The organism is Salinirubellus litoreus (genome assembly GCF_037335815.1).
Classification (GTDB): domain Archaea; phylum Halobacteriota; class Halobacteria; order Halobacteriales; family Haloarculaceae; genus Salinirubellus; species Salinirubellus litoreus.
The window spans coordinates 129606-147275 of the sequence record NZ_CP147843.1 but is presented as its reverse complement, the minus strand read 5'-3'; the positions used below and the strand labels follow the sequence as shown (position 1 = coordinate 147275).

At 60.3% G+C, this 17670-nt stretch carries 12 protein-coding genes and 1 pseudogene; 3 read left to right on the top strand and 10 right to left on the bottom strand.

Features of this window, described 5'->3' with window-relative positions:
• Nucleotides 1-248 precede the first annotated feature (248 nt).
• From WDJ58_RS26185 to WDJ58_RS26155, 7 genes are all read right to left on the bottom strand, one after another.
• Entirely contained in the window at nt 249-1634 is a 1386-nt protein-coding gene (locus WDJ58_RS26185) for a helix-turn-helix domain-containing protein (RefSeq protein ID WP_338918429.1), read from the bottom strand.
• A gap of 230 nt (nt 1635-1864) precedes the next feature.
• Nucleotides 1865-2914 carry a restriction endonuclease gene (locus WDJ58_RS26180; protein WP_338918492.1) on the bottom strand — a complete coding sequence of 350 codons (1050 nt, stop codon included), beginning with the start codon at nt 2912-2914 and terminating at the stop codon, nt 1865-1867.
• Between the two features lie 486 nt (nt 2915-3400).
• A complete protein-coding gene (locus WDJ58_RS26175; protein WP_338918427.1) occupies nt 3401-4909 on the bottom strand; it encodes a hypothetical protein in 1509 nt (502 codons plus the stop codon).
• A gap of 193 nt (nt 4910-5102) precedes the next feature.
• Nucleotides 5103-5912: a DUF6166 domain-containing protein gene (locus WDJ58_RS26170; protein ID WP_338918426.1), complete on the bottom strand. Its 810-nt coding sequence runs from the start codon at nt 5910-5912 to the stop codon at nt 5103-5105.
• A 53-nt stretch (nt 5913-5965) separates the two neighbouring features.
• Complete coding sequence (locus WDJ58_RS26165; protein WP_338918491.1) at nt 5966-6904, bottom strand: DNA polymerase sliding clamp; 939 nt, start codon at nt 6902-6904, stop codon at nt 5966-5968.
• 375 nt (nt 6905-7279) lie between these two features.
• The gene (locus WDJ58_RS26160) at nt 7280-8254 is read right to left on the bottom strand and encodes a transcription initiation factor IIB (RefSeq protein WP_338918424.1); all 975 of its coding nucleotides are present in this window, start codon (nt 8252-8254) and stop codon (nt 7280-7282) included.
• Between the two features lie 176 nt (nt 8255-8430).
• The gene (locus tag WDJ58_RS26155; protein WP_338918423.1) at nt 8431-9540 is read right to left on the bottom strand and encodes a Fic family protein; all 1110 of its coding nucleotides are present in this window, start codon (nt 9538-9540) and stop codon (nt 8431-8433) included.
• 541 nt (nt 9541-10081) lie between these two features.
• Between WDJ58_RS26155 and WDJ58_RS26150 the strand changes: the two genes are divergently transcribed.
• From WDJ58_RS26150 to WDJ58_RS26140, 3 genes are all read left to right on the top strand, one after another.
• Nucleotides 10082-11851 (top strand): hypothetical protein, encoded by a 1770-nt coding sequence (locus WDJ58_RS26150; RefSeq protein ID WP_338918422.1) that lies wholly within the window; start codon nt 10082-10084, stop codon nt 11849-11851.
• A 414-nt stretch (nt 11852-12265) separates the two neighbouring features.
• The gene (locus WDJ58_RS26145) at nt 12266-12610 is read left to right on the top strand and encodes a hypothetical protein (protein ID WP_338918421.1); all 345 of its coding nucleotides are present in this window, start codon (nt 12266-12268) and stop codon (nt 12608-12610) included.
• A 516-nt stretch (nt 12611-13126) separates the two neighbouring features.
• Entirely contained in the window at nt 13127-13636 is a 510-nt protein-coding gene (locus WDJ58_RS26140) for a TRAM domain-containing protein (RefSeq protein WP_338918489.1), read from the top strand.
• 15 nt (nt 13637-13651) lie between these two features.
• On the opposite strand, the gene WDJ58_RS26135 is transcribed toward WDJ58_RS26140, so the two are convergent.
• From WDJ58_RS26135 to WDJ58_RS26125, 3 genes and pseudogenes are all read right to left on the bottom strand, one after another.
• Nucleotides 13652-14011, bottom strand: a complete 360-nt coding sequence (locus WDJ58_RS26135) for a DUF555 domain-containing protein (RefSeq protein ID WP_338918419.1) — start codon at nt 14009-14011, stop codon at nt 13652-13654.
• A 970-nt stretch (nt 14012-14981) separates the two neighbouring features.
• Nucleotides 14982-15887: pseudogene (locus tag WDJ58_RS26130) on the bottom strand (replication factor A); the annotation flags it as partial.
• 269 nt (nt 15888-16156) lie between these two features.
• Complete coding sequence (locus WDJ58_RS26125) at nt 16157-17587, bottom strand: hypothetical protein (protein ID WP_338918418.1); 1431 nt, start codon at nt 17585-17587, stop codon at nt 16157-16159.
• Nucleotides 17588-17670 lie beyond the last annotated feature (83 nt).

The window sequence follows — 17670 nt, the reverse complement described above, 5'->3', positions numbered from 1 at the left end:
GCGTCGTCGCTAGTTGTGGATGACATGGTATGGGTGCGTTCTGGAGCCTCCGAGTCGAGGCGCAATCACTGCCTTTTTTGGAGTCTCCGCCGTTCGATTGGAAGCGAGAAATCGGCGCGTTGCCTCAAGATTAGTCTCAATTAGTCCAGCTGATTCAGTTAGTATGATAGAACCGCTCTGCTGCATACAGAGGATGAGTTCAGCGGGCCCGCCACATTCCCCCTGAACAACGGATTCTCAATACCCCGCTATGCCTCGAAGTTCGAGCGGATTCTTTCATCTAGATCATCACTCATATCATCTTGGTATGCCAGATATGTCTCAGCATTCCTCATCCAACCTTTCAAACCAGATGGACTGGCTTCTGGAGACTCGATAATAACCGAGCGAAGCTCAGAACAGGCCGTCTCGATTACATCTATCAGTTCTTCAGGATCCATCGTCGACAAGGTCCAACCCGGCGTCTCGAAACCGTCTGCGGCCGTAGTACCTGTCGCCCTCAAAGCGTGATCAGGTTCCGACTCTTCTGCACATCGGAGGACTATCGATCCGTGACCTCTGTAGGAACGGTCGTTCATCCCGGTGTAGTCTACGAGTTGCTCTGCCGTATCCTCTGAGCCGAGACAGGCCAAGAGCTGGCCCAGGTAGAGCGTGTGGTTGCTTTCCATAGACCGGATATTCGTGTTCTTGACTGCGTGGAGAAGCGGATCTTTCGACTCCATCCTCCACACCCAGAAGGAGCCGAGATGGCCGTTGTTCCAAGAACTCTGGACAAGGAAGGCCAGCTGCTCCTCAGCTAGATCTAACTGGGCCGTGTTAAGATAGTAGTCGTACAGACTTTCTTCGCTGCAGCTGTGTCGGTCCCTGCGCCTCCATTTGGTCACGTCCGCGTTCAATTCCCGGGATATGCTGTCAAGTTCGATAGGATCGATCAAAGAGGACTGGATGTCTGGTCCGTCTTCGCCGGGACTCACGGGAATCACGTTGTCATCATCTTCCGCCTCGACTTCTCGAATTTCGCCCAGATCCCTGAGGTAGTCAATATTCATCCCGACCACCTGCTGGATCCCATCCGTGATGTAGTCACGCTCTTTCTCTAGGTGGAACTGGACGAAGTCTTGGTAGTCTTCCCGTCGGGCCGGACGGTTTCTGTCCCCATCTCGAATATAGACATCTCCCCGCGATAGTTCAGACCCCAGCTCCCGACTGATAGTGACCGGAGGTGAATCGTGGGCTTCGACGACGATCAAGCAGAGGTACGGCTCCGTATCGTTGTACTTGTGGATCTCGATGTCAGGAGTCGGTGTCAGGTAATCTGCCAGTATGTTCTGAGGCGTGGAAGTATCAACTTCTAATAGACTGGTATATCCACTGAGGTCCTCCGTGGTTCCGACTATGTCGCCGGAGTCATCTACACCGATCATAATATATCGTTCATCCTCGTTCAGGAAGCGGAGGCTGTAATTTGGCTGTAGAGAGACTGTGTTAGCCATCGCGGCGATGTCCTTGATGAAATCCGCTTTCTTCTCGTTTCCACTGTCCTCGTCGATAGGATAGTGGTGTTTCAGGTCAACCCAAGTGTGTTCGTCGCCGGTGAGTTCACCGGCCAGCTGTTCTACCTCCTCCCTAAGCATCTCTTATGTAACGAACAGATTCTTGATCATCAAATAGACTGTGCAACTCAGGAAAGATCTCAGTATTAAAATTGGGTCAGAAAGGACGTGTTATCGGTCGCCTTCCTGCAGAACCGTCTCTCCGTTGGAGTTGTAGGTTCCGAGCGCCCACTGACCGTCTTCGATATTTGGGGTATCGCCTGCCCCGAACTCTCTCCACAGTTCGTCGAGAATCGGTTCAAGATCCTTTATCACTTGCTGATCTCCGATCTGCAGCGTGGCGTACTCTGTGGTGTACCGGTCAGTGTCGATAGTCTTCGGGGCTCTGTGGAGACTGCTGCCAGGTCGTTCGGCGTTACCAGTTTGACGTCGCCGGCGTCAAGAAGAGATATCCATGCGAATGCGGTGCCGGAGAAACCCATCCCCGACAAATCTTCGACCGTAACCCTTGCCGCCAGCACAACGGATGCGTCAAGACCAAGGCCCACTTTTTCTTGGATGAAACCCTGTAGCCAGATATCGTCGTGTTTCTCGTGGAAGGCGTCAACAGATGCTGATTCGTACAGACCGTCATTCTGAAGAACGGCATAGGAGTGGTGTTCGCTACCGGAGCCTCCGCTTCCGTATGAAATTGTGTACTTGCCCTTGGGTTCCCCGTAGGAAGTCAGTCTCTCGAAGAGGACGGCCGGTTCCGGGATACTCCCTGACTGAGCTTTGTTCTTCGACAGCACGCCGTTCGGGATGATGTGGAGGACGACAGCAGGACCTTCAATCAGCTTGCTGGCATATCCTTCCCGGGCTTGGATGTTTTCTATCTGATTCTCCAGTATTTCGTTTATTTCTTCGATATGATCGTGGTCCTTCTGCAGGTCAACGTCGAGAAGGTCCTCGGCCAAGTCCTGGCTGTTCTGTCTGAGTTCTCCGAGAATCTCTTCCCGGTGATGAATCCTCAGCTTCCAACCATACTCGTCCCTGATCTCGTCCTCCATGTCTAGTTCCTGCCTGCCGCCGACATCTTGGTTGGTGACGAAGACGAAGAGGTCGTAGTCTTCTCCTCGCTCCTCCTCAAGATCCTCTACTTTCTCTGCATCACTCCGGAGCTTCTGTCTCCATGTTTCCTGGACGCTGGCGTGGGCGATACCCTCCCTACCACCTAGTTCGACTTGGCCATCCCATCCTCCGTCAGGGCCTGACCTTCCGCTCTCATGAACGTTGTAGCCCTGTTCCCGTAGATACGCCATAGCAAAATTCTCGAAAGGATGGCCTCGGATACTTGCCAATGCGTACTCCAGTTCGTCCATACACTCCGATTGCTTTCCCTGTAGCAAAATGGTTCGCAACCCGCTGGTTCAAGACAGAGAACAGAGGCGTTGCCGCTGCTTTTGTAAGAGCTCCTATCTCAGACAGAGGTAAGACGAATCTAAGAGTTCTAGTTAGCAGAGCGATTTATCCCTCGCAGAGGGAGATGAGGCCCCAAGGCCTCGGGAATTGAGGCCTCACAGCCCTGGCGGTCATTGGCTCCAGCTTTTTTGTGGGCTATACAGCCTTCGGAAGGGACGGGGCTTATGCCGCCTCATAATTGGATGTCAATTGATCTCAAGCCCCGCTTCGAAAACGGAGCATGATCCCCTCCAATTATACGTTATCGCTCGAAGGTTTCAATCTTATTACGCTGCCTAAAGTGAATGACTAGCTCGAGAGTACAGCCCAGCGCTGAATTAGCGCTGTCTATTCAGCACGGTCACTGAAACATATCTCTGCGTGATAGTTTCGATAGAATCCTCAGATCAGATATCGTCTAACTGCTGCTGAACCTGGTCGTGGAGTCGCTGGGCTTCCCCGTCCGAGAGTGCGGTTTCCGTGTCGACATCGATGCCCGGGATGTCGACGATGTCCTCGAGGGCATCGCTCAACGTCTGCTGGCCATCTGCGAGGACCCGTTCGGCCGTGTCTTCGACTTGCCGGTCGTGTTCCTGCATGGCCAGTTGGATCATCATCGCTGGCGTCCGAAGCAGCTCGCCGGCGACTTCGAGATACTCCTGATAGGTGTTCGATGCCCACGAACCGGTGTACTCCTCGAGGAGCGCGAGCAGTAGCGACAGCTGCAGGTTGAACACCGTCGGTCGAGTCGTAGGGTCGGCGAGATTGGTCGCCCGATCGGCCGCGACGGAGGCGTATTTCTCGGCGATACCCCAGTAGCGGTAGCAGTCGACAGGCGAGAACGGGAGCGCATCGAAATCGTACGTGATTGCCCGGGCCTGACGTACTGCCCGGTCGACATCGACCATTCGTGTCTCGACGTCGTCGTAGATTGACGCCCACCACTCGTCGATGGGCACCCGGTCGTTCGCACGCTCGTGGGCGGCATCAGTCGCCCGCCCGTAATGACGGCGGGTGTAGCGCTGACCCGTATCGGGAACGATCGTCCCGCTGTCAGGGAAGTACAGAATGGGTTTGGCCCATAGCGTCTGCGTCCCGCGGAAGTCGTAGCCGGACTCGAAGCCGCCGTAGACCACCAGTTCTTCGTTCTCCTCGTCCGCGTTGTCGTCTACTTCGCGCTCCGAACTTGGATGCGACCCGAGGGCGTTGAGGTCAGCCTCGTCGTCGATATCGATCGGTTCGTTTGGTGTACCGATCTCCCGCCGGAGACCGGGGCAGACGACGAACATCTTGAACAGACCGCCCCAATCACGGTAGCTCAGCCAGCCGAAGGCGTTGGTTTCGTCGCGACGCTGAAGCGCAGTGACGATCGGCTGGTACGCCTCCTGCGGGTTGATGATCGAGTATCGATCGGAGGCGATCTGCCAGCGGAACCGGACGTCGTAGCCTAACGCGCACAGTGCCTTCCGGCGCCGGTCGACGATATCCTGGTGATCGTCGACGGACACGACCGGCTCGGCGTCAGCCTGAGCGGCCAGTTCGTCGAGCGAGCGCCCGGTTGTCTCTTCGATTGCGTCGGCATCGAGGCCGTGGACTGCTTCGATAGCGGCGATGTCGACGTCACCGTCAGTCGCGACGAACTCGTTGGTCGCCCAGAGTTCCCCGGAACTGGCTCGTGGCAGGATTGAGAGTGCCTTTCCGAGCGGGGTCACGTCGTCGTCGCCACACCAAGCTTCCGGTGAACACCAGTCGTCTCCAGGGACTGCCTCCGCGTCGCCGTCGGTGACCCCGGCGAACCGAAGCGTGTGCTCCTCGGCGAGGAGTGAGGTAACGGGAACGTGATCGTTCGCCTCTTCGGAGTTACTCGTTGAACCGTTGCTACGCTCGCGTCCTTGCGTGTACTGATCGGTAGCCATGATCTTGTCTCGTGGACTGAAGAGTCCTCGACACCGCAGACGACACACCAGACGTTCGATCGCCCGCTTTCGGACTCTTCACCCATCTGTCGAAGAGAAATTCACTGGATAGCTGGACCGGATAGCCGTTCTCAGAGTGGATCTTGACTCACATTATGCGGGTAATGTAATTATTTACGGAGAGTTCTCCCGACTATTGACTCGGCTGTCCCGAGAGCGTTTGCTGGTCATCATCGTACTGGGGGATGTACCCTTCGCCTCCAAACCACCGGATGAAAACGCCGCGTCGGGATCGGAGCCGATTAGCGGTTGTTTCGCCGATGTTCCTGCGGTCGGTGAGTGTGGTCGCGTACAACACCCAGGCCGCGAGTTCGCCCATCGTCTCGAACTCCTCGGCCAACGCTCGCTTCGCCGCGGCAGCCGTCAAACCGAGATGGGTCCCGACCCACTGCTTCGAGACGGGTTCGTCGGCCGGGTCAAGCGCCCCGGTGCGTATCTCCTGGAGACGACGCAGGTTGCCCCGTCGATTGCCCTTATTCCACAGGATGTCGTCATACCGCCGGGCGAGAGCGATCTCCCCGGCATAGCTCAGACCGTCGATGTCGACTGTCTCGATGTTGACTTCCGAGGGTGATGGTGCCGTATTCTCCGGATACTCGCGGTGGGCGAACTTCGTGCGGAGCCCGTCCTCCTTGAGGTCCTGAGACCGAACTGTCCAGGTGTTGCCGGTCAGTTCGCGCTTCACAAAGTTCGTCGCGAAGAGGTGGTAGTCGTCGACGGCGACTTCGAGGCCGAACGTTGGGGCGAGCAGGGCGATCGCCAGCTGGCAGGCTCGGTCGTCGTCGGCATCGGGGCTCCAGTCGAATCCCCCCGGGGAAACTGGATGGACGAACAGGTGCTTGTCGAGGAGGTCGTCGCCAGCGTAGACGAGACAGCCACCGACGGTTCGCTCGCCGCGATACCTCCGGGCGCGATGCGTGGATCTTCGATAGTTGGTTATCATAGGTAAGATGGGCGCTGTCGATCGAGCTGTGACACGGTCTGTCTCGACGCAACTCAGGTCTCGATCCGCGGCGCGAGCATCCGGGTGATGGTCCCTTCGCCCTCGGCGAGAGCGTATGAGAGTATCAGCGGGAAGCTCTCGCCGAGATCGATCGTCACAGTGGTTCCTTTCGGAATCGTCCGGACCAGCTTCTTCAGGTAGTCCAGACTGAAGAGTGCGCTAGCGTCTCCGGCGGTGACGATGTCGATGTCGTCACCGTCGAGTTCGAGCGTGACAGTGTCGGTATCGCCCTCAGCCTTGACGACAAGTGCTTCGCCACCGTCCTCCATCCGTATCCTGATGTGGTCGGCAACGAGATCGGCGGCCTTCACCCCCCGCTGGAGCGCCTCTCGGTTGACGTTGACCGTTGCGGGCAAGTCGAACTCGGGTAGTGTCGGTTCCGCTCGGATCGTCGTCGCATCTAAACAGGCCAATGAGTAGCGAAGCCCGTCGGCTAGAACGATCAGTTTCCCCGACTCTGGGTCGAGGTACAACTGGATGAGGTCGTTCTTGGAAGCGAGGCCAACGGGGTCGGCGAGCCTGTCGAGATCCAGTCCTAACGTCCCCGGACTGGCTTCGAAGGACTCGAACGCCGCCGCCCCGAGTTCGAGATCGTCCATCGCGACATTCGCGGAGTCCACTGCCCGGACAGTCAGTCCGTCCTCGGTGATGCGGACTCGGGCTTCGTCAACGAGAGCCCGGAGCGGGGAGAGGACGGTCTTTAGACGGGACGCGCGGATCGCCGCCCGGAACGATGTCGGTGGCTCATCGGGAACATCGTCGACAGGGGACGCCTTCTCGGCCGAATCTCCATTGGGCGTGTCTGTTTTTGATTCGGGGTGATTGTCCGTCGTGGACTCGCCGTGCTCGGACTCGTCGTCACTCGGTGCCGTGTGTTCTGTATCGCTCTGCTCGATTTCGGGCTCGGGTTCGCTGTCTGGTTCAGTACTCATGGGAGAAACAGGAGCCGTGGCTGAGCGAGACGTGATCAATCGGATCCAGAATCTCGCTCGTTGGCCCCTCGATATCTTGCAGCCGTTAAATGGCGCTCTCGAACCTTCTCACTCTCCGTCTGATGCCGCAGGACTATCACTCCCGACGGACAGGCGGTAGCCAGTCACAGTTCGAACAGAAGGCTTCGTAGATACCCAACACCTCCTGGACCTCCCAACTCCCGATGTCGCGGAACAGGATCCCGGCGCGGACAATCGTGTGCACGTCCCCGTGTCCACAGTTCGGACAGGCTGCCCCGGGAACCCAGTCGGCTTTCTCGAGATCTAAGAACGGTTCGGGGTCATCAGCCGGGGAGGTTTCTCGATCCGACGAGTTCATGCGTTCCCTCGTTGAGACTGGCTGCTCGGCTCGTCGAGGATGGTCTGGAGCTGCTTCCACTGGGCACGGACTGTCATTACGCTGACCTCGGCGGCGTCGGCGAGTTCCGCCTGGGTGATCCGCTCCTCCTGCTCTTGGGCCGCCTGATATACACAGCCCGCAGCGACGCCCGCCGGATGGCACCCGTTCGCGGCGCCGCTGGTCGTCACTTTCCTGGCGAGAGTAACGGCCCGCTGCCGGGTTACCGGTGAGACATCGAGCGTCGAGATCAGTTTGGGAACATACTCGATGGGGTCCATCGGCACCGTCGGAAGCTCAAGTTCCCGGTTGAGCACTCCATAGGAGTTCTGGACACGCTCGTTGGAGACGGCCGACGTCGCTCCCACCTCCTCAAGCGTCCGAGGCAGTCCGGCACACCGACAGGCCGCATACACGCTCGCGGCGGCCATCGCCTCAACCGACCGGCCACGGATGAGATCCTCCTCAGTAGCAGTCCGGTGAAGCTGGCAGGCTTGGTCGCGAAGGCTCCGTGGAAGGTCGAGTGCGCTGACGATCCGTCGAACCTCCGTAAGGCCGTGGGCGAGGTTCTGCTCGGCCTTGCTGGACCACCGCCCACGCCGGTGCTCGCGACGGAGGCGAGCGAGCTGGTGACGCTTCTGTCCCGACAGCGTGGTGCCGTTCGCGTCGGTCCGGTCGAAGCCGATTTCGCCTGACAGTCCTCGGTCGTGGCGGGTCGGCGTCAGTGGTGGTCCGGTTCGTTTGCGCCTGTCGCGCTCGTCATCGTCGAATGCCCGCCATTCTGGGCCGTGGTCGATCGGGCGGTCCTCGACGACGAGCCCGCAGTCCTCGCAGGCCGTCTCGATGCTGTTGGTGTGGACGATCCCACCACACTCCGGACAGGCTGGGCCAGATTGCTCTCCATTGTGGACGTCCTCGTCGAACGTCCGTTCGTAGATATCTCTCAGTGACATGGTTCATGGGGGGATTGACGCTATCGGTCGGCTCCCCTCACTCCGTTGTAGGTGGTAAATCTGATCGGAGGCGGCCACCGCGCTCCCACATCGAGACGAGCACGCAGGACGCTACAAATTCGAAGCGGGCGGATCACATGATTGCGAAACTACCGTACCATCCAGTACGCGCCCGCTCAATACGGCTCGACGATATCCAACACGTCCGTCGCTTCATACCGGCGATTTCGTTGCTGACCGGTCGTTTCGCGCAGGACCCCGTCGTCCCACAGCTGGCGGACCCACTTGTTAACTGCCGGTTGGGACCGGCCTGTCGCCTCGACCGCTTGGGGCTCGGTGAAATACGGTTGGCGGATTATGAAGTCAATCAGCTCAGTGACGACCGCCCCGGCCCCTGCGTACTGCTCACGGTATCGTTCCCGGAGCGCGAGTAACTCCCGGGCGACGGTGTATGCCTCACGGCTCTGGGTCGCAATTCCTTCCAGAAAGAACTCGACCCATTCAGTCCACGCGCCTTCCTGACTGACTGCGAGTAACCGATCGAGGTAGGTCTCACGTCGTTCGTTGAAATACGCCGACGGATACAGATACGGCCCGGGAAGGATATCACGCCGATACAGCGCAAGCATGATCAACAGCCGTCCCATCCGCCCGTTCCCATCGTGAAACGGATGGATCGCCTCGAACTGGTAGTGGACGAGTGCGATCTCGATGAGCGGTGCGTACCTCGACTCCGTCCGGAGGTACTGTAACAAACTCCGAAGCGCGTACGGGACGCTCGCAGGCGGCGTCGGGACGAACCGAGCTTCATCAAGTGATTGTCCGGGCTCGCCGATACCGACGAGTTCCTCACGGAACTCGCCGGGATGCTTCTCTGCACCGCGGACCCCGCTCATGAGCACCTCGTGAAGCTGCTGAAGCAGCGACCGGTCGATCTCTTCCCCAGCCTCGAGAAGTTCGATTCCGAGACGTGTTGCGTCGATGTAGTTGGCCGCCTCGGCGATGTCGGCGCGCTCGGTGTCGGTCGTGCCGACATCTTCTCCGGCCTCACGACGGTACAGGTCCGAGAGCGTCACCCGCGAAATCGTCTCGATGCTCGAGGAGTCAGCTGCTTCACGGTGAACTAACGGACTGAGGATGACCTCGGGGGAGTCCAGCCACGTCTCGAGGTCGGATAACTGTCCGAGTGCGTACATTGCCTCGCCGTTCTGCGTAATGAGATCGTGTGACGGGTCGAGATCCGGCGGGAGCGGATCCGGACTGTAGGTGAAGATCCCGTCGACCATCTCGATCTCGCCAGGAGAATGCTCAACAAAATCTTCGGGCCGCATTGTTATCTATCACCTCAATTGTGGCCTGTTTAGATAATTGTTTGGGCTTTCAGTTATCTAAAGTACCGCTGAGCGGTCAGTAGGATAACGATAGACGAACTTCGCTTTCAGTACCTCCGAGGGTACGTCAGCGGATTTTGCTGGGGGGTCACTTGTGCTCCTCTCGTCTAAGCGAGGACTTGACGCTTTCAGTCGATACCGAGACCTGTTGTAGATGCTCAACCAGTCGCACCTGCTTTCTCTTCCGAAGCAACGCGGCTCCAGTGTCCTCGTTTGTGACGACCCGGGCGGTAGTTACCCCACAAACCTCCTCTCTCGTGTAACGTGGGGTAACTGCAGACGGATGAAACTCAGTCGAAACAGTTGTGGGGTCTATGTGGGGGTCGTCAGAAAATGCCACTTCTGAGGTCTCTAACGGCGATACAACTAAGCGGTGCTAACGAGTGTAGAATGTGAGGCTGTACAAGAGCCTCACGAATGGAATGTTGGAATTCCAATGAACAGTAGCAACTACCCTGATAAGAAGTTATCGGGAACTCAAGACGAGACGACAGAACCGAATACGACAGATGCGACCGCTCTCACGCGGCCGACCGACACGCCATCCCAAAACTTCCGGGCCGCCCGGAAGCGCCGCCAGCGTGCCGGCTCCCCCGAGGATCGCTCCGCACTGGTGCGGATGCTCTCAGGGTTGCTGCACGCACTCGTGCATGATGACACCGAGTCGTCTGCGAGCAGCGCGACTGACGGGACAGAAATTGACGATTCGACGGCGTACACCGAACGGACCGCCTCGAAGGGCGAGTACGGCTCCCGAACGGAACCCGTCGACGGCGTGTACGGACACACAGCCGACGGTGACCCGGTGGTTGCCCCGACCGGGCGACTCGCCGCGAGCCGCATCGACGCCAACTGGACGCCCGGCGACACGCTCTACCAGCCAGACAAGGCTGGAGCAGTCACCGCGGCGACCGGCACGAACGCGAGTTTCCTGTTTGCCGAGCGATCCGGCGACCAGGCGACGACGTTCGCGATCGACTACGACCACACGGCGGGCCCGACGCTCGTCGACCCGAACGGTGAGCGCATGATCGGTATCGCGAGCGGCCTTGAGCCGATGGTGGCACGGACAGCTTCCGCGACGACGCAGGACACTGCTCCGGGTCACCTCGCCTCGCTGCTGCCCGCTCGCTCCCGTTCTCAGGACTGGGACAGCGGTATCGACCACGAGCTGCTGGAGACGCTGCCGGCTGCCGAACAGGCGCGCCTGCACCGTCTCCGTGCGCTCGACATCCCAACCGACCCGACGCCCGAAGATGCGACCGAGGGTGTTCCGACCGCAGAGTTGGAAGTGCAGACGCCCGACGGGCGACTCACTCCGCTCGGTGAGCTGTTCGACGAACCCGAACAGTTCGCGAGGAGTTCACTCGAATCGATCGAGTACTCTCTCGCGGTCGAAGCCGAGATGCGCCGCGTCACTGACGGCATCCTGACTGCCCGGACCGATCCGGACATCCAGCCAGGTGACGTCGAACTGGTGGGTCATGCGAAGTGGCTGGCCAACCGGTACGACGAATACGCCGCGACCAGGCCATCTAGTGCCGAGCTTGCAGCCGTTCGAGAGAAACGTCAGGTTGAGGCCTACCGTAGGCGGATTCGGCCGCTCACAGACCTCGACGCCGAACAGCACGACCAGGTCTCCCGGATGGTAGACCGACTGCTGAACGACGAGTTCGATCGAGTGGTTGAGCTTCGCAAGTCACGGCTGACGCTGGCGATTGCGCTCGCGAAACGCCTCCATGACGGGGCCGATCCGACACAGGCTCTGCTCAGACAGGCCGACGCCGAGGCGACCGACTCAGGAAACGTCCTGCGAGTCGGCAACGTCCGGTACACGCCCGTCGAGGCGACGCGTGGGCGATTCTCGACCCAGGGAACGATCCTCCGGCTGTTCGAGGATACCCATCCCGACATCAAGCAGGCCGGTCTGCTGAGTGACGATACCGGCGTGATGAAGTTCGCTGTGTGGGTCAAAAGCGAATGGGATGAGACACGACCGACGCCCGATCCAACGGACGACGGTCGGACGCTCATTCGTTCACACCGATTCCCCGAGTTGCGGGAGGGTGATGTCGTTCGCTGTGAGGATGTCATCAAGCGATGGTACAATGGCGACCCGACGTTCGAAACACGCCGGGACAGTACCCTGACGATCATTGAGCGAGCGACGGCCAATCAGAGCGATTGCAAGAGTGGTGATCGGTGATGTTTGACGACTGAGTAGAATTGTAGCGAACTGTAGCACGGCGAGTCTCTGACCGGACTCAGAACTCTAACACTCTCTTTCGACGCCGACCGATTGACTGGAACGAGCCACCGGATTCGGTGTGTGCCGACTCCGCTGACCTTCTGTCTTGATCTCAAGTAGCATCTCACCATATGTCACCCTACGAGCGTGGATCGCCGATCTTGTGGGGTAACGATACGAAATAGCGAACGATGCGGCAGCCGAACTAGCAGTACAGTACTGTTAGTGTTCTGTCAACCGTAGATCGATGGGTTCGTGATTACGCGATTTGAATTGATGTTTCGGTGATAGCCCTCTCACCGCCTGCGAGATAGAGAGGGTGTAGTCCGCACCTCTCGGGGTTTTTTGACCTCATGGATAGCACAACAGTCTATGACCGAAGATATCTCACTTGATGGTCGGACGCTTGCTGGCGTTGCAAACACCGATGCTGGGGAAGTGAGTGGAGATACTCGCTTCGAGTTTGAGCAGGAGGGCGAACGGATTTACGCACACTATACAGGTGGAAGTATCGTCGATGGCCATCTCGTCGGAACGTTTGATGGAGATGAATGGGACATCAGGTATTCGCAGATCAACACAGAGAATGAAACCGCGAGTGGCCACTCCGTGGGCACCGCTGAACTGCTTGACGACGGTCGTGTACGCATCGAAGACGAGTGGGAATGGGAGTCAAAGGATGGTAGTGGTGAGTCAGTCCTCGAAGAGGTCGTCTAAAACAAACTCTGCTCTGGCCGATACGCGCGCTGTATTCACCTATGGAAATTCTGCTGGCCGAACAAACTACCACTGACGATATAACTGTTTGGACGATGTCGAGACGAGCCCAACCAAGGGAGAGAAAACCGAACGACTGCGAAACGATAGCCGGATGAGAAGCCGACAGGTGGAGGACACGAGAACTGCGAGAGCTGTCGCTCACGCCGACGCCAGCCCGCCGCTGAGCGCTACGCGCAGCATCCGGGCTGTCACGCCCATAACCCGGCTTCTTTCGCACTCGGACTAGTCAGCAGCACGTGCTCTGGAGCACGGAATACAGCTCGGTCTCTTGCGTCCCATAGTTGATTCACGCTCCGCTGGGATAGCAGAATTTCCATCGAGTCAGCAGGATCGTTCTGACAGAAAGCAGTTCGTTCGATTTCCAAGAGCGGGTCGAACACCCACCGAACTCATCAATAGACGGTCGACGGACCACTAGACGGATATATCCAAGTGCCGTCAGAAGTAGTATCGATGGATTCGTCCACCCTGTTGTGTTTGTTCTCAGGTCGCGTCGAGGAACGAGATGGAGAGTACGTCATCACGGTTCCCCAACCGGAAATCGAACTAGAGACGCTCGAATCCGAGGAGACGTACCGAGTTGGGGTGTATCCTGGCGTGTCAACATCATCAGGGGCTACCGACCGCCGGAACTCAACAATTGCTGACGATGATTCCCGAGATACCCGACTCGCTCGGCAGAGGGAGACACCTAATCCGGCTCGCGATTCTTCTCCGTCGACATCGTCGAAGACGGCCAGCCAGTCGGCCTCGACCGACAGCACACCGGACCAGCCCCCCGTGACAGAGGGAGAGCAGCGTCGTCTCCAGATCGAGGACGTCGGCGACCAGGGTGACGGTCTCGCCCGTGTCGGTCCCGGCTACGTTGTGTTCGTCCCTGACACCGAGATCGGCCAGCAGCCGCTCGTCCGGATCACGACCGTTCGCGAGAACGTCGCGTTCGCTGAAGTCGTCGAGCCGTAGGGGAACAACGACGAATTACCCAGACGACTCGACGAGCGTGAGGGGGGTATCCGGGACGTGCGGGCCGATCTCGCGCTGGCTGACAATACCGCCTTCTTCGGGACAACTGGCCCGGACTTCGACGGTCAACAGCAGGCCGACCAGCGCCCGGCCCGAGACAACCGTCGCGACGTCCATCTCGGTCTCACAGCCACGACAGCAGGCCGACTGGACCGTGATATCGGCGTTCCGAATCGATTCACCGGCCTTGGCGACGCGCTTCCCGAGCTCGGCGACGGCGATATTGATCGCGTCCTGTGCGGTAGCGACGTTGTGGACGATCCACGGGACCGAGAAAGTCACTTCGTGCCAGTCCGTGTCGGATGTGGGGGTCATTGGTGGTGTATAGGGCAAGCGGTTACACGTCGGCGCTGTTCGGAGGGCTAGAGGATGTCCATCTTCGAGACCCTGGCGAACGGGTCTCCTGTGGTGCTCCCAGGATATCTCCGAGCCACCCCGTCTACGGCAACATGTACTATTTCCATGGAGCGGGAGAATATGTACCTATCTATCATAATGGTTATACACTGATCGGTGGGAACGGTTCGCTACAGAGTCGACGTGATTGCTTCCCTGCTCGTTTGTAACCGCGAAACTGGCTTGAGACTCTCTGCGTCTGGTCTTCGGCTGATACCGTAGTTACCCCACGCCGGACTAATCAACCGACCGTGTGGGGTAACCCTTCTTCAAACGCCGAGGTGCCGGCGCCAGGCTACGGGCTGGCGTCCTCCAGTCCCAGCTCCTTCGCTGCGTCGGTGACAGCCTGCTCAATCGAGCCGAGATCGTTGCCGTAGTGCTCGGCCGCTGCAGCCGCCTGTGCCGCGCCGCGCTCGAACGCCGCAATCCGCGTGCCAGTGTGTTCGACCGCCTCAGCCAGCCACGCCTCCCGGGTCGGCTCGTCGACGGTCGCGATCGACTCCGGCTCGATGGCGACGTTCACGCGCTCGCCCGCCTCGTAGGAGCGGAGCTTCCCCACTACGGCGACGTATGACGGCGTAGCCGCCTGCTGGAGGAACTGCATCGCCTCCGGCTGGTACTGGCCCGCGTAGACGAACACGGGCTCGGAGCCGACGTACACGCGTCCACGCCAGTATTCGCTGCTCGACCCGACGTCTCTCGCCTCAATGAGCGCTCCAACGGTCAGCACACGGTTCACCGCGACGCCGGTGGGGGACAGGCTGAGCACGGGGGCCCGCTCCTCGTCGGACTCCTGGAAGGTGTGCGTCGAGGCGTTGATTTCCTGCGCGAGCATTCGCTGGGCCGGCTGGCGGCCCGTCACCGCGGGCTCGAGCGCCTCGTCACTGAGGTCTTCGTCGGCGGGCCCCTCGGCCACGTCGTCGACGAGGAAGTACTCGCCCACCACCGGGCCAGTCAGCCGGTACGACCGGCCGAGCACCCGCTCGGTGAGGGCGTCGACGACGACGCTGGTATCGAGAGCGTCCATCGCCATCTTTTGGGCGTCTGCCATCGACAGCCCCGAGACCGCGACGGTTGCCTCGGCGTCGAAGATCGCGTTGACCGACCGGCTGCCGTCGTCGACGATTGCCTTGATCCGAAGGTCGAACTCGCCCTCGACGGCGCCATGTTCGCCACACCGCCCGCCCGAGAGTACCCGGGTACAGTCCGCCTTGGGACAGCGCTTGATGAGTCCTGAGCCTTCCTGGACGGCGACGAGCGTCCCCCCGACGGTGACGCCCTCGGCAGCCGCGCTGACCGTCGTCTCACTGGGTTCGACGACGGTCGCCGAGTTGAGGCTCACCGAGTACCGGCCCTGGTACTCGTCGGTGACGACGTTGTGGAACCGGTACGTCTCCCCCTCGACCAGCTCAGGGAGCCCTGCACTCTCCCATTTTACGAACTTGAGCCGGCTGGATTCGTCGCCGAGCAGCCCGACTTGGGCGATCGTCTCGCTCCGGGGCTCCCAGAGCTCGACGACCTCGGCGACGACGTCGATCCACTGGTCTGCTTCCTCGACATCCTCGAGCATTGCGCGCTCGAACCGCGAGCCCGCCGAGTACCCGGCCAGCCGTGCGAGTTCGGCCGGGAGGTCCGACTGCTCGAAGCTGGCGTCGCGCATGATTCCGCGGACGACCGTCCGCACGGCCTCGTCCACCGGAACCTGATGGGCGACCAGCTCGTCCAGCCGCTGCCCGATCTCCTGCCGGGTGATTTCCGCCTCGACAGCCGCCGCGTCGCTCGCTGGCCCCGTCATCGCGTCGAGGTGAGTAGTAATGGTTTCCGCACGGTCCTGCAGCTCGGTCTCGGTCGTGGTGGTCTGCGACATCTCGAAGCTCTCCTGAGGACGCTCAGAGCGCTGCTCGCGATTCCAACACCGCGTCGGGATCTCGCGTCGTGCTCGGCCTCCTCACTCCCTTGGTATTGATAAATGCCGGGCGGCAGGCTGGACCGGTGAGCGACCGGGTCGCCCTCCCGACCCCTGTCATCGAGTCTCGCTCCCAGGCTGGAGATGCTCCGTGCTCGTCACGACCACCGGCGCCGGAGCCACCGCCTCAGCCGTGACCCATTGTCGTCAGGTAGCGAGTCCTCCACCTCGTGATCCGACTCGGGTGGCCCCGGTGCCTGTTCTGTGGTCTTGGCAACGTCTCGGTTACCGGTACGTTGCTCCCCGATATCGAGATCTCCCTCTGGTGGTGCGGCGGGCTCGCCCCGAGGGTTGCTATCGTGCGTGGCGACTTCCTTCTCAGGCGGGTCCTCGCCAGGGACAGGCGGCTCGCCGGACTGGAGATCGAGCGCGATACGGTACCATCGAAGCCGGGTTTCGAGATCCGCGATCCGCTCCTCGTAGGCGTCAAGCTGCTCCTGTTGGCGCTTCACCCTGGTCGCCAGTCGCTGGGCGTCCTCGACTGCTCCCATGTCGATCGACGGCGCTGAACCGCCCGTCGACCGCCTCGTGGAACGACCCCGGTCTGCTCCGTGGATGGGTGGGGAGGGGTCGGCTCCTTCGGCTGAGTCCCCCGATGTCTGCCATCCGTCGCTATCGTCTTTCGACGAGTCGCTCGCCGGCGGGCTGTAATAGTCATCGAGTTTTAAGAGCGTCCGGGCGATGCAGACGGCGCCGTAGGTCGCCCCGTTGCCGTAGTGGCGTCGGTCCCATTTCTCCCGGTAGAGCCCCGATGCCCGGAACAGCTCGTCTATCCGCTCGGGATCGCCGCCCGTCCAGAAGCCCAGAAAGAAGCACAGCCCCATGTCGGCCTCCGATTGCGACGGGTAGCGGCTGTCCTGCCCGCTCCACAGCGAGCTGTCGCCGTCGAGAAGCGCCTGGATGGTTTCCCCGCTCTTCGAGGCCGTCGCCCGCCTGAGCACCTCCGCATCCGGTAGGTCCACACCCGCCCCCGCGACCTCGCCGATGGTTCGGGGCACAGGGTCGGGGATTTCGTCCGGTGTCAGCCCGTGCAACGCCGCCTCAAGGGCCGGGTCGTCCACCGCTGGCGCGTCCTGACCGAACTTCCGACGCAGCCCCGAGTTCGGGCCAACCGGTTGGGTCGGTGTGTCGTCGTCTCCAACCCCCGCGGCGCCGTTCGATGGCGCGTGGGCCGTTGTCTCGGTCAGCATGGTCGCCTCGTCCTCACCAGCGGTCTGGACGAACTCGTAATGGACAGCGAGGAGGGCGTCCTGCCGGCGAGCGACGTCTGCGGGAGTCCCGGGGAGGTGCGCACCAGTCACGGTAAAAAACCGGTCCCGGTCGTACATCTCGACGTCACCACGACGATTCCGCCCTGCAGGGAGTTCGCCTTCAACGAGGACGTGGATACCTGTCCCTGAGGGTGAGATCTCGGTGTACGAATCGAGGCGGTCGATGATCTCGGTGGCCCACGACTCCAGTTCCTCGCTGTCGGCGTCGCGACAGTTATCCAAGTCGACCCCGACGACTCCCGCCTCGGGGTCGAACACGAACCCGACCCCATCGGTACGGGAATTACGTTCCCGATGATACGTCAGCGCGGTCTCAAAGTCCCGCCACGTCCCCGGGTCCG

Excerpts from the sequence above, each read along its gene's own strand:
- WDJ58_RS26185 (WP_338918429.1), bottom strand. The coding sequence starts at position 1,634 with ATGCTTAGGGAGGAGGTAGAACAGCTGGCCGGTGAACTCACCGGCGAC.
- WDJ58_RS26180 (WP_338918492.1), bottom strand. The coding sequence starts at position 2,914 with ATGGACGAACTGGAGTACGCATTGGCAAGTATCCGAGGCCATCCTTTC.
- WDJ58_RS26175 (WP_338918427.1), bottom strand. The coding sequence starts at position 4,909 with ATGGCTACCGATCAGTACACGCAAGGACGCGAGCGTAGCAACGGTTCA.
- WDJ58_RS26170 (WP_338918426.1), bottom strand. The coding sequence starts at position 5,912 with ATGATAACCAACTATCGAAGATCCACGCATCGCGCCCGGAGGTATCGC.
- WDJ58_RS26165 (WP_338918491.1), bottom strand. The coding sequence starts at position 6,904 with ATGAGTACTGAACCAGACAGCGAACCCGAGCCCGAAATCGAGCAGAGC.
- WDJ58_RS26160 (WP_338918424.1), bottom strand. The coding sequence starts at position 8,254 with ATGTCACTGAGAGATATCTACGAACGGACGTTCGACGAGGACGTCCAC.
- WDJ58_RS26155 (WP_338918423.1), bottom strand. The coding sequence starts at position 9,540 with ATGGTCGACGGGATCTTCACCTACAGTCCGGATCCGCTCCCGCCGGAT.
- WDJ58_RS26150 (WP_338918422.1), top strand. The coding sequence starts at position 10,082 with ATGAACAGTAGCAACTACCCTGATAAGAAGTTATCGGGAACTCAAGAC.
- WDJ58_RS26145 (WP_338918421.1), top strand. The coding sequence starts at position 12,266 with ATGACCGAAGATATCTCACTTGATGGTCGGACGCTTGCTGGCGTTGCA.
- WDJ58_RS26140 (WP_338918489.1), top strand. The coding sequence starts at position 13,127 with ATGGATTCGTCCACCCTGTTGTGTTTGTTCTCAGGTCGCGTCGAGGAA.
- WDJ58_RS26135 (WP_338918419.1), bottom strand. The coding sequence starts at position 14,011 with ATGACCCCCACATCCGACACGGACTGGCACGAAGTGACTTTCTCGGTC.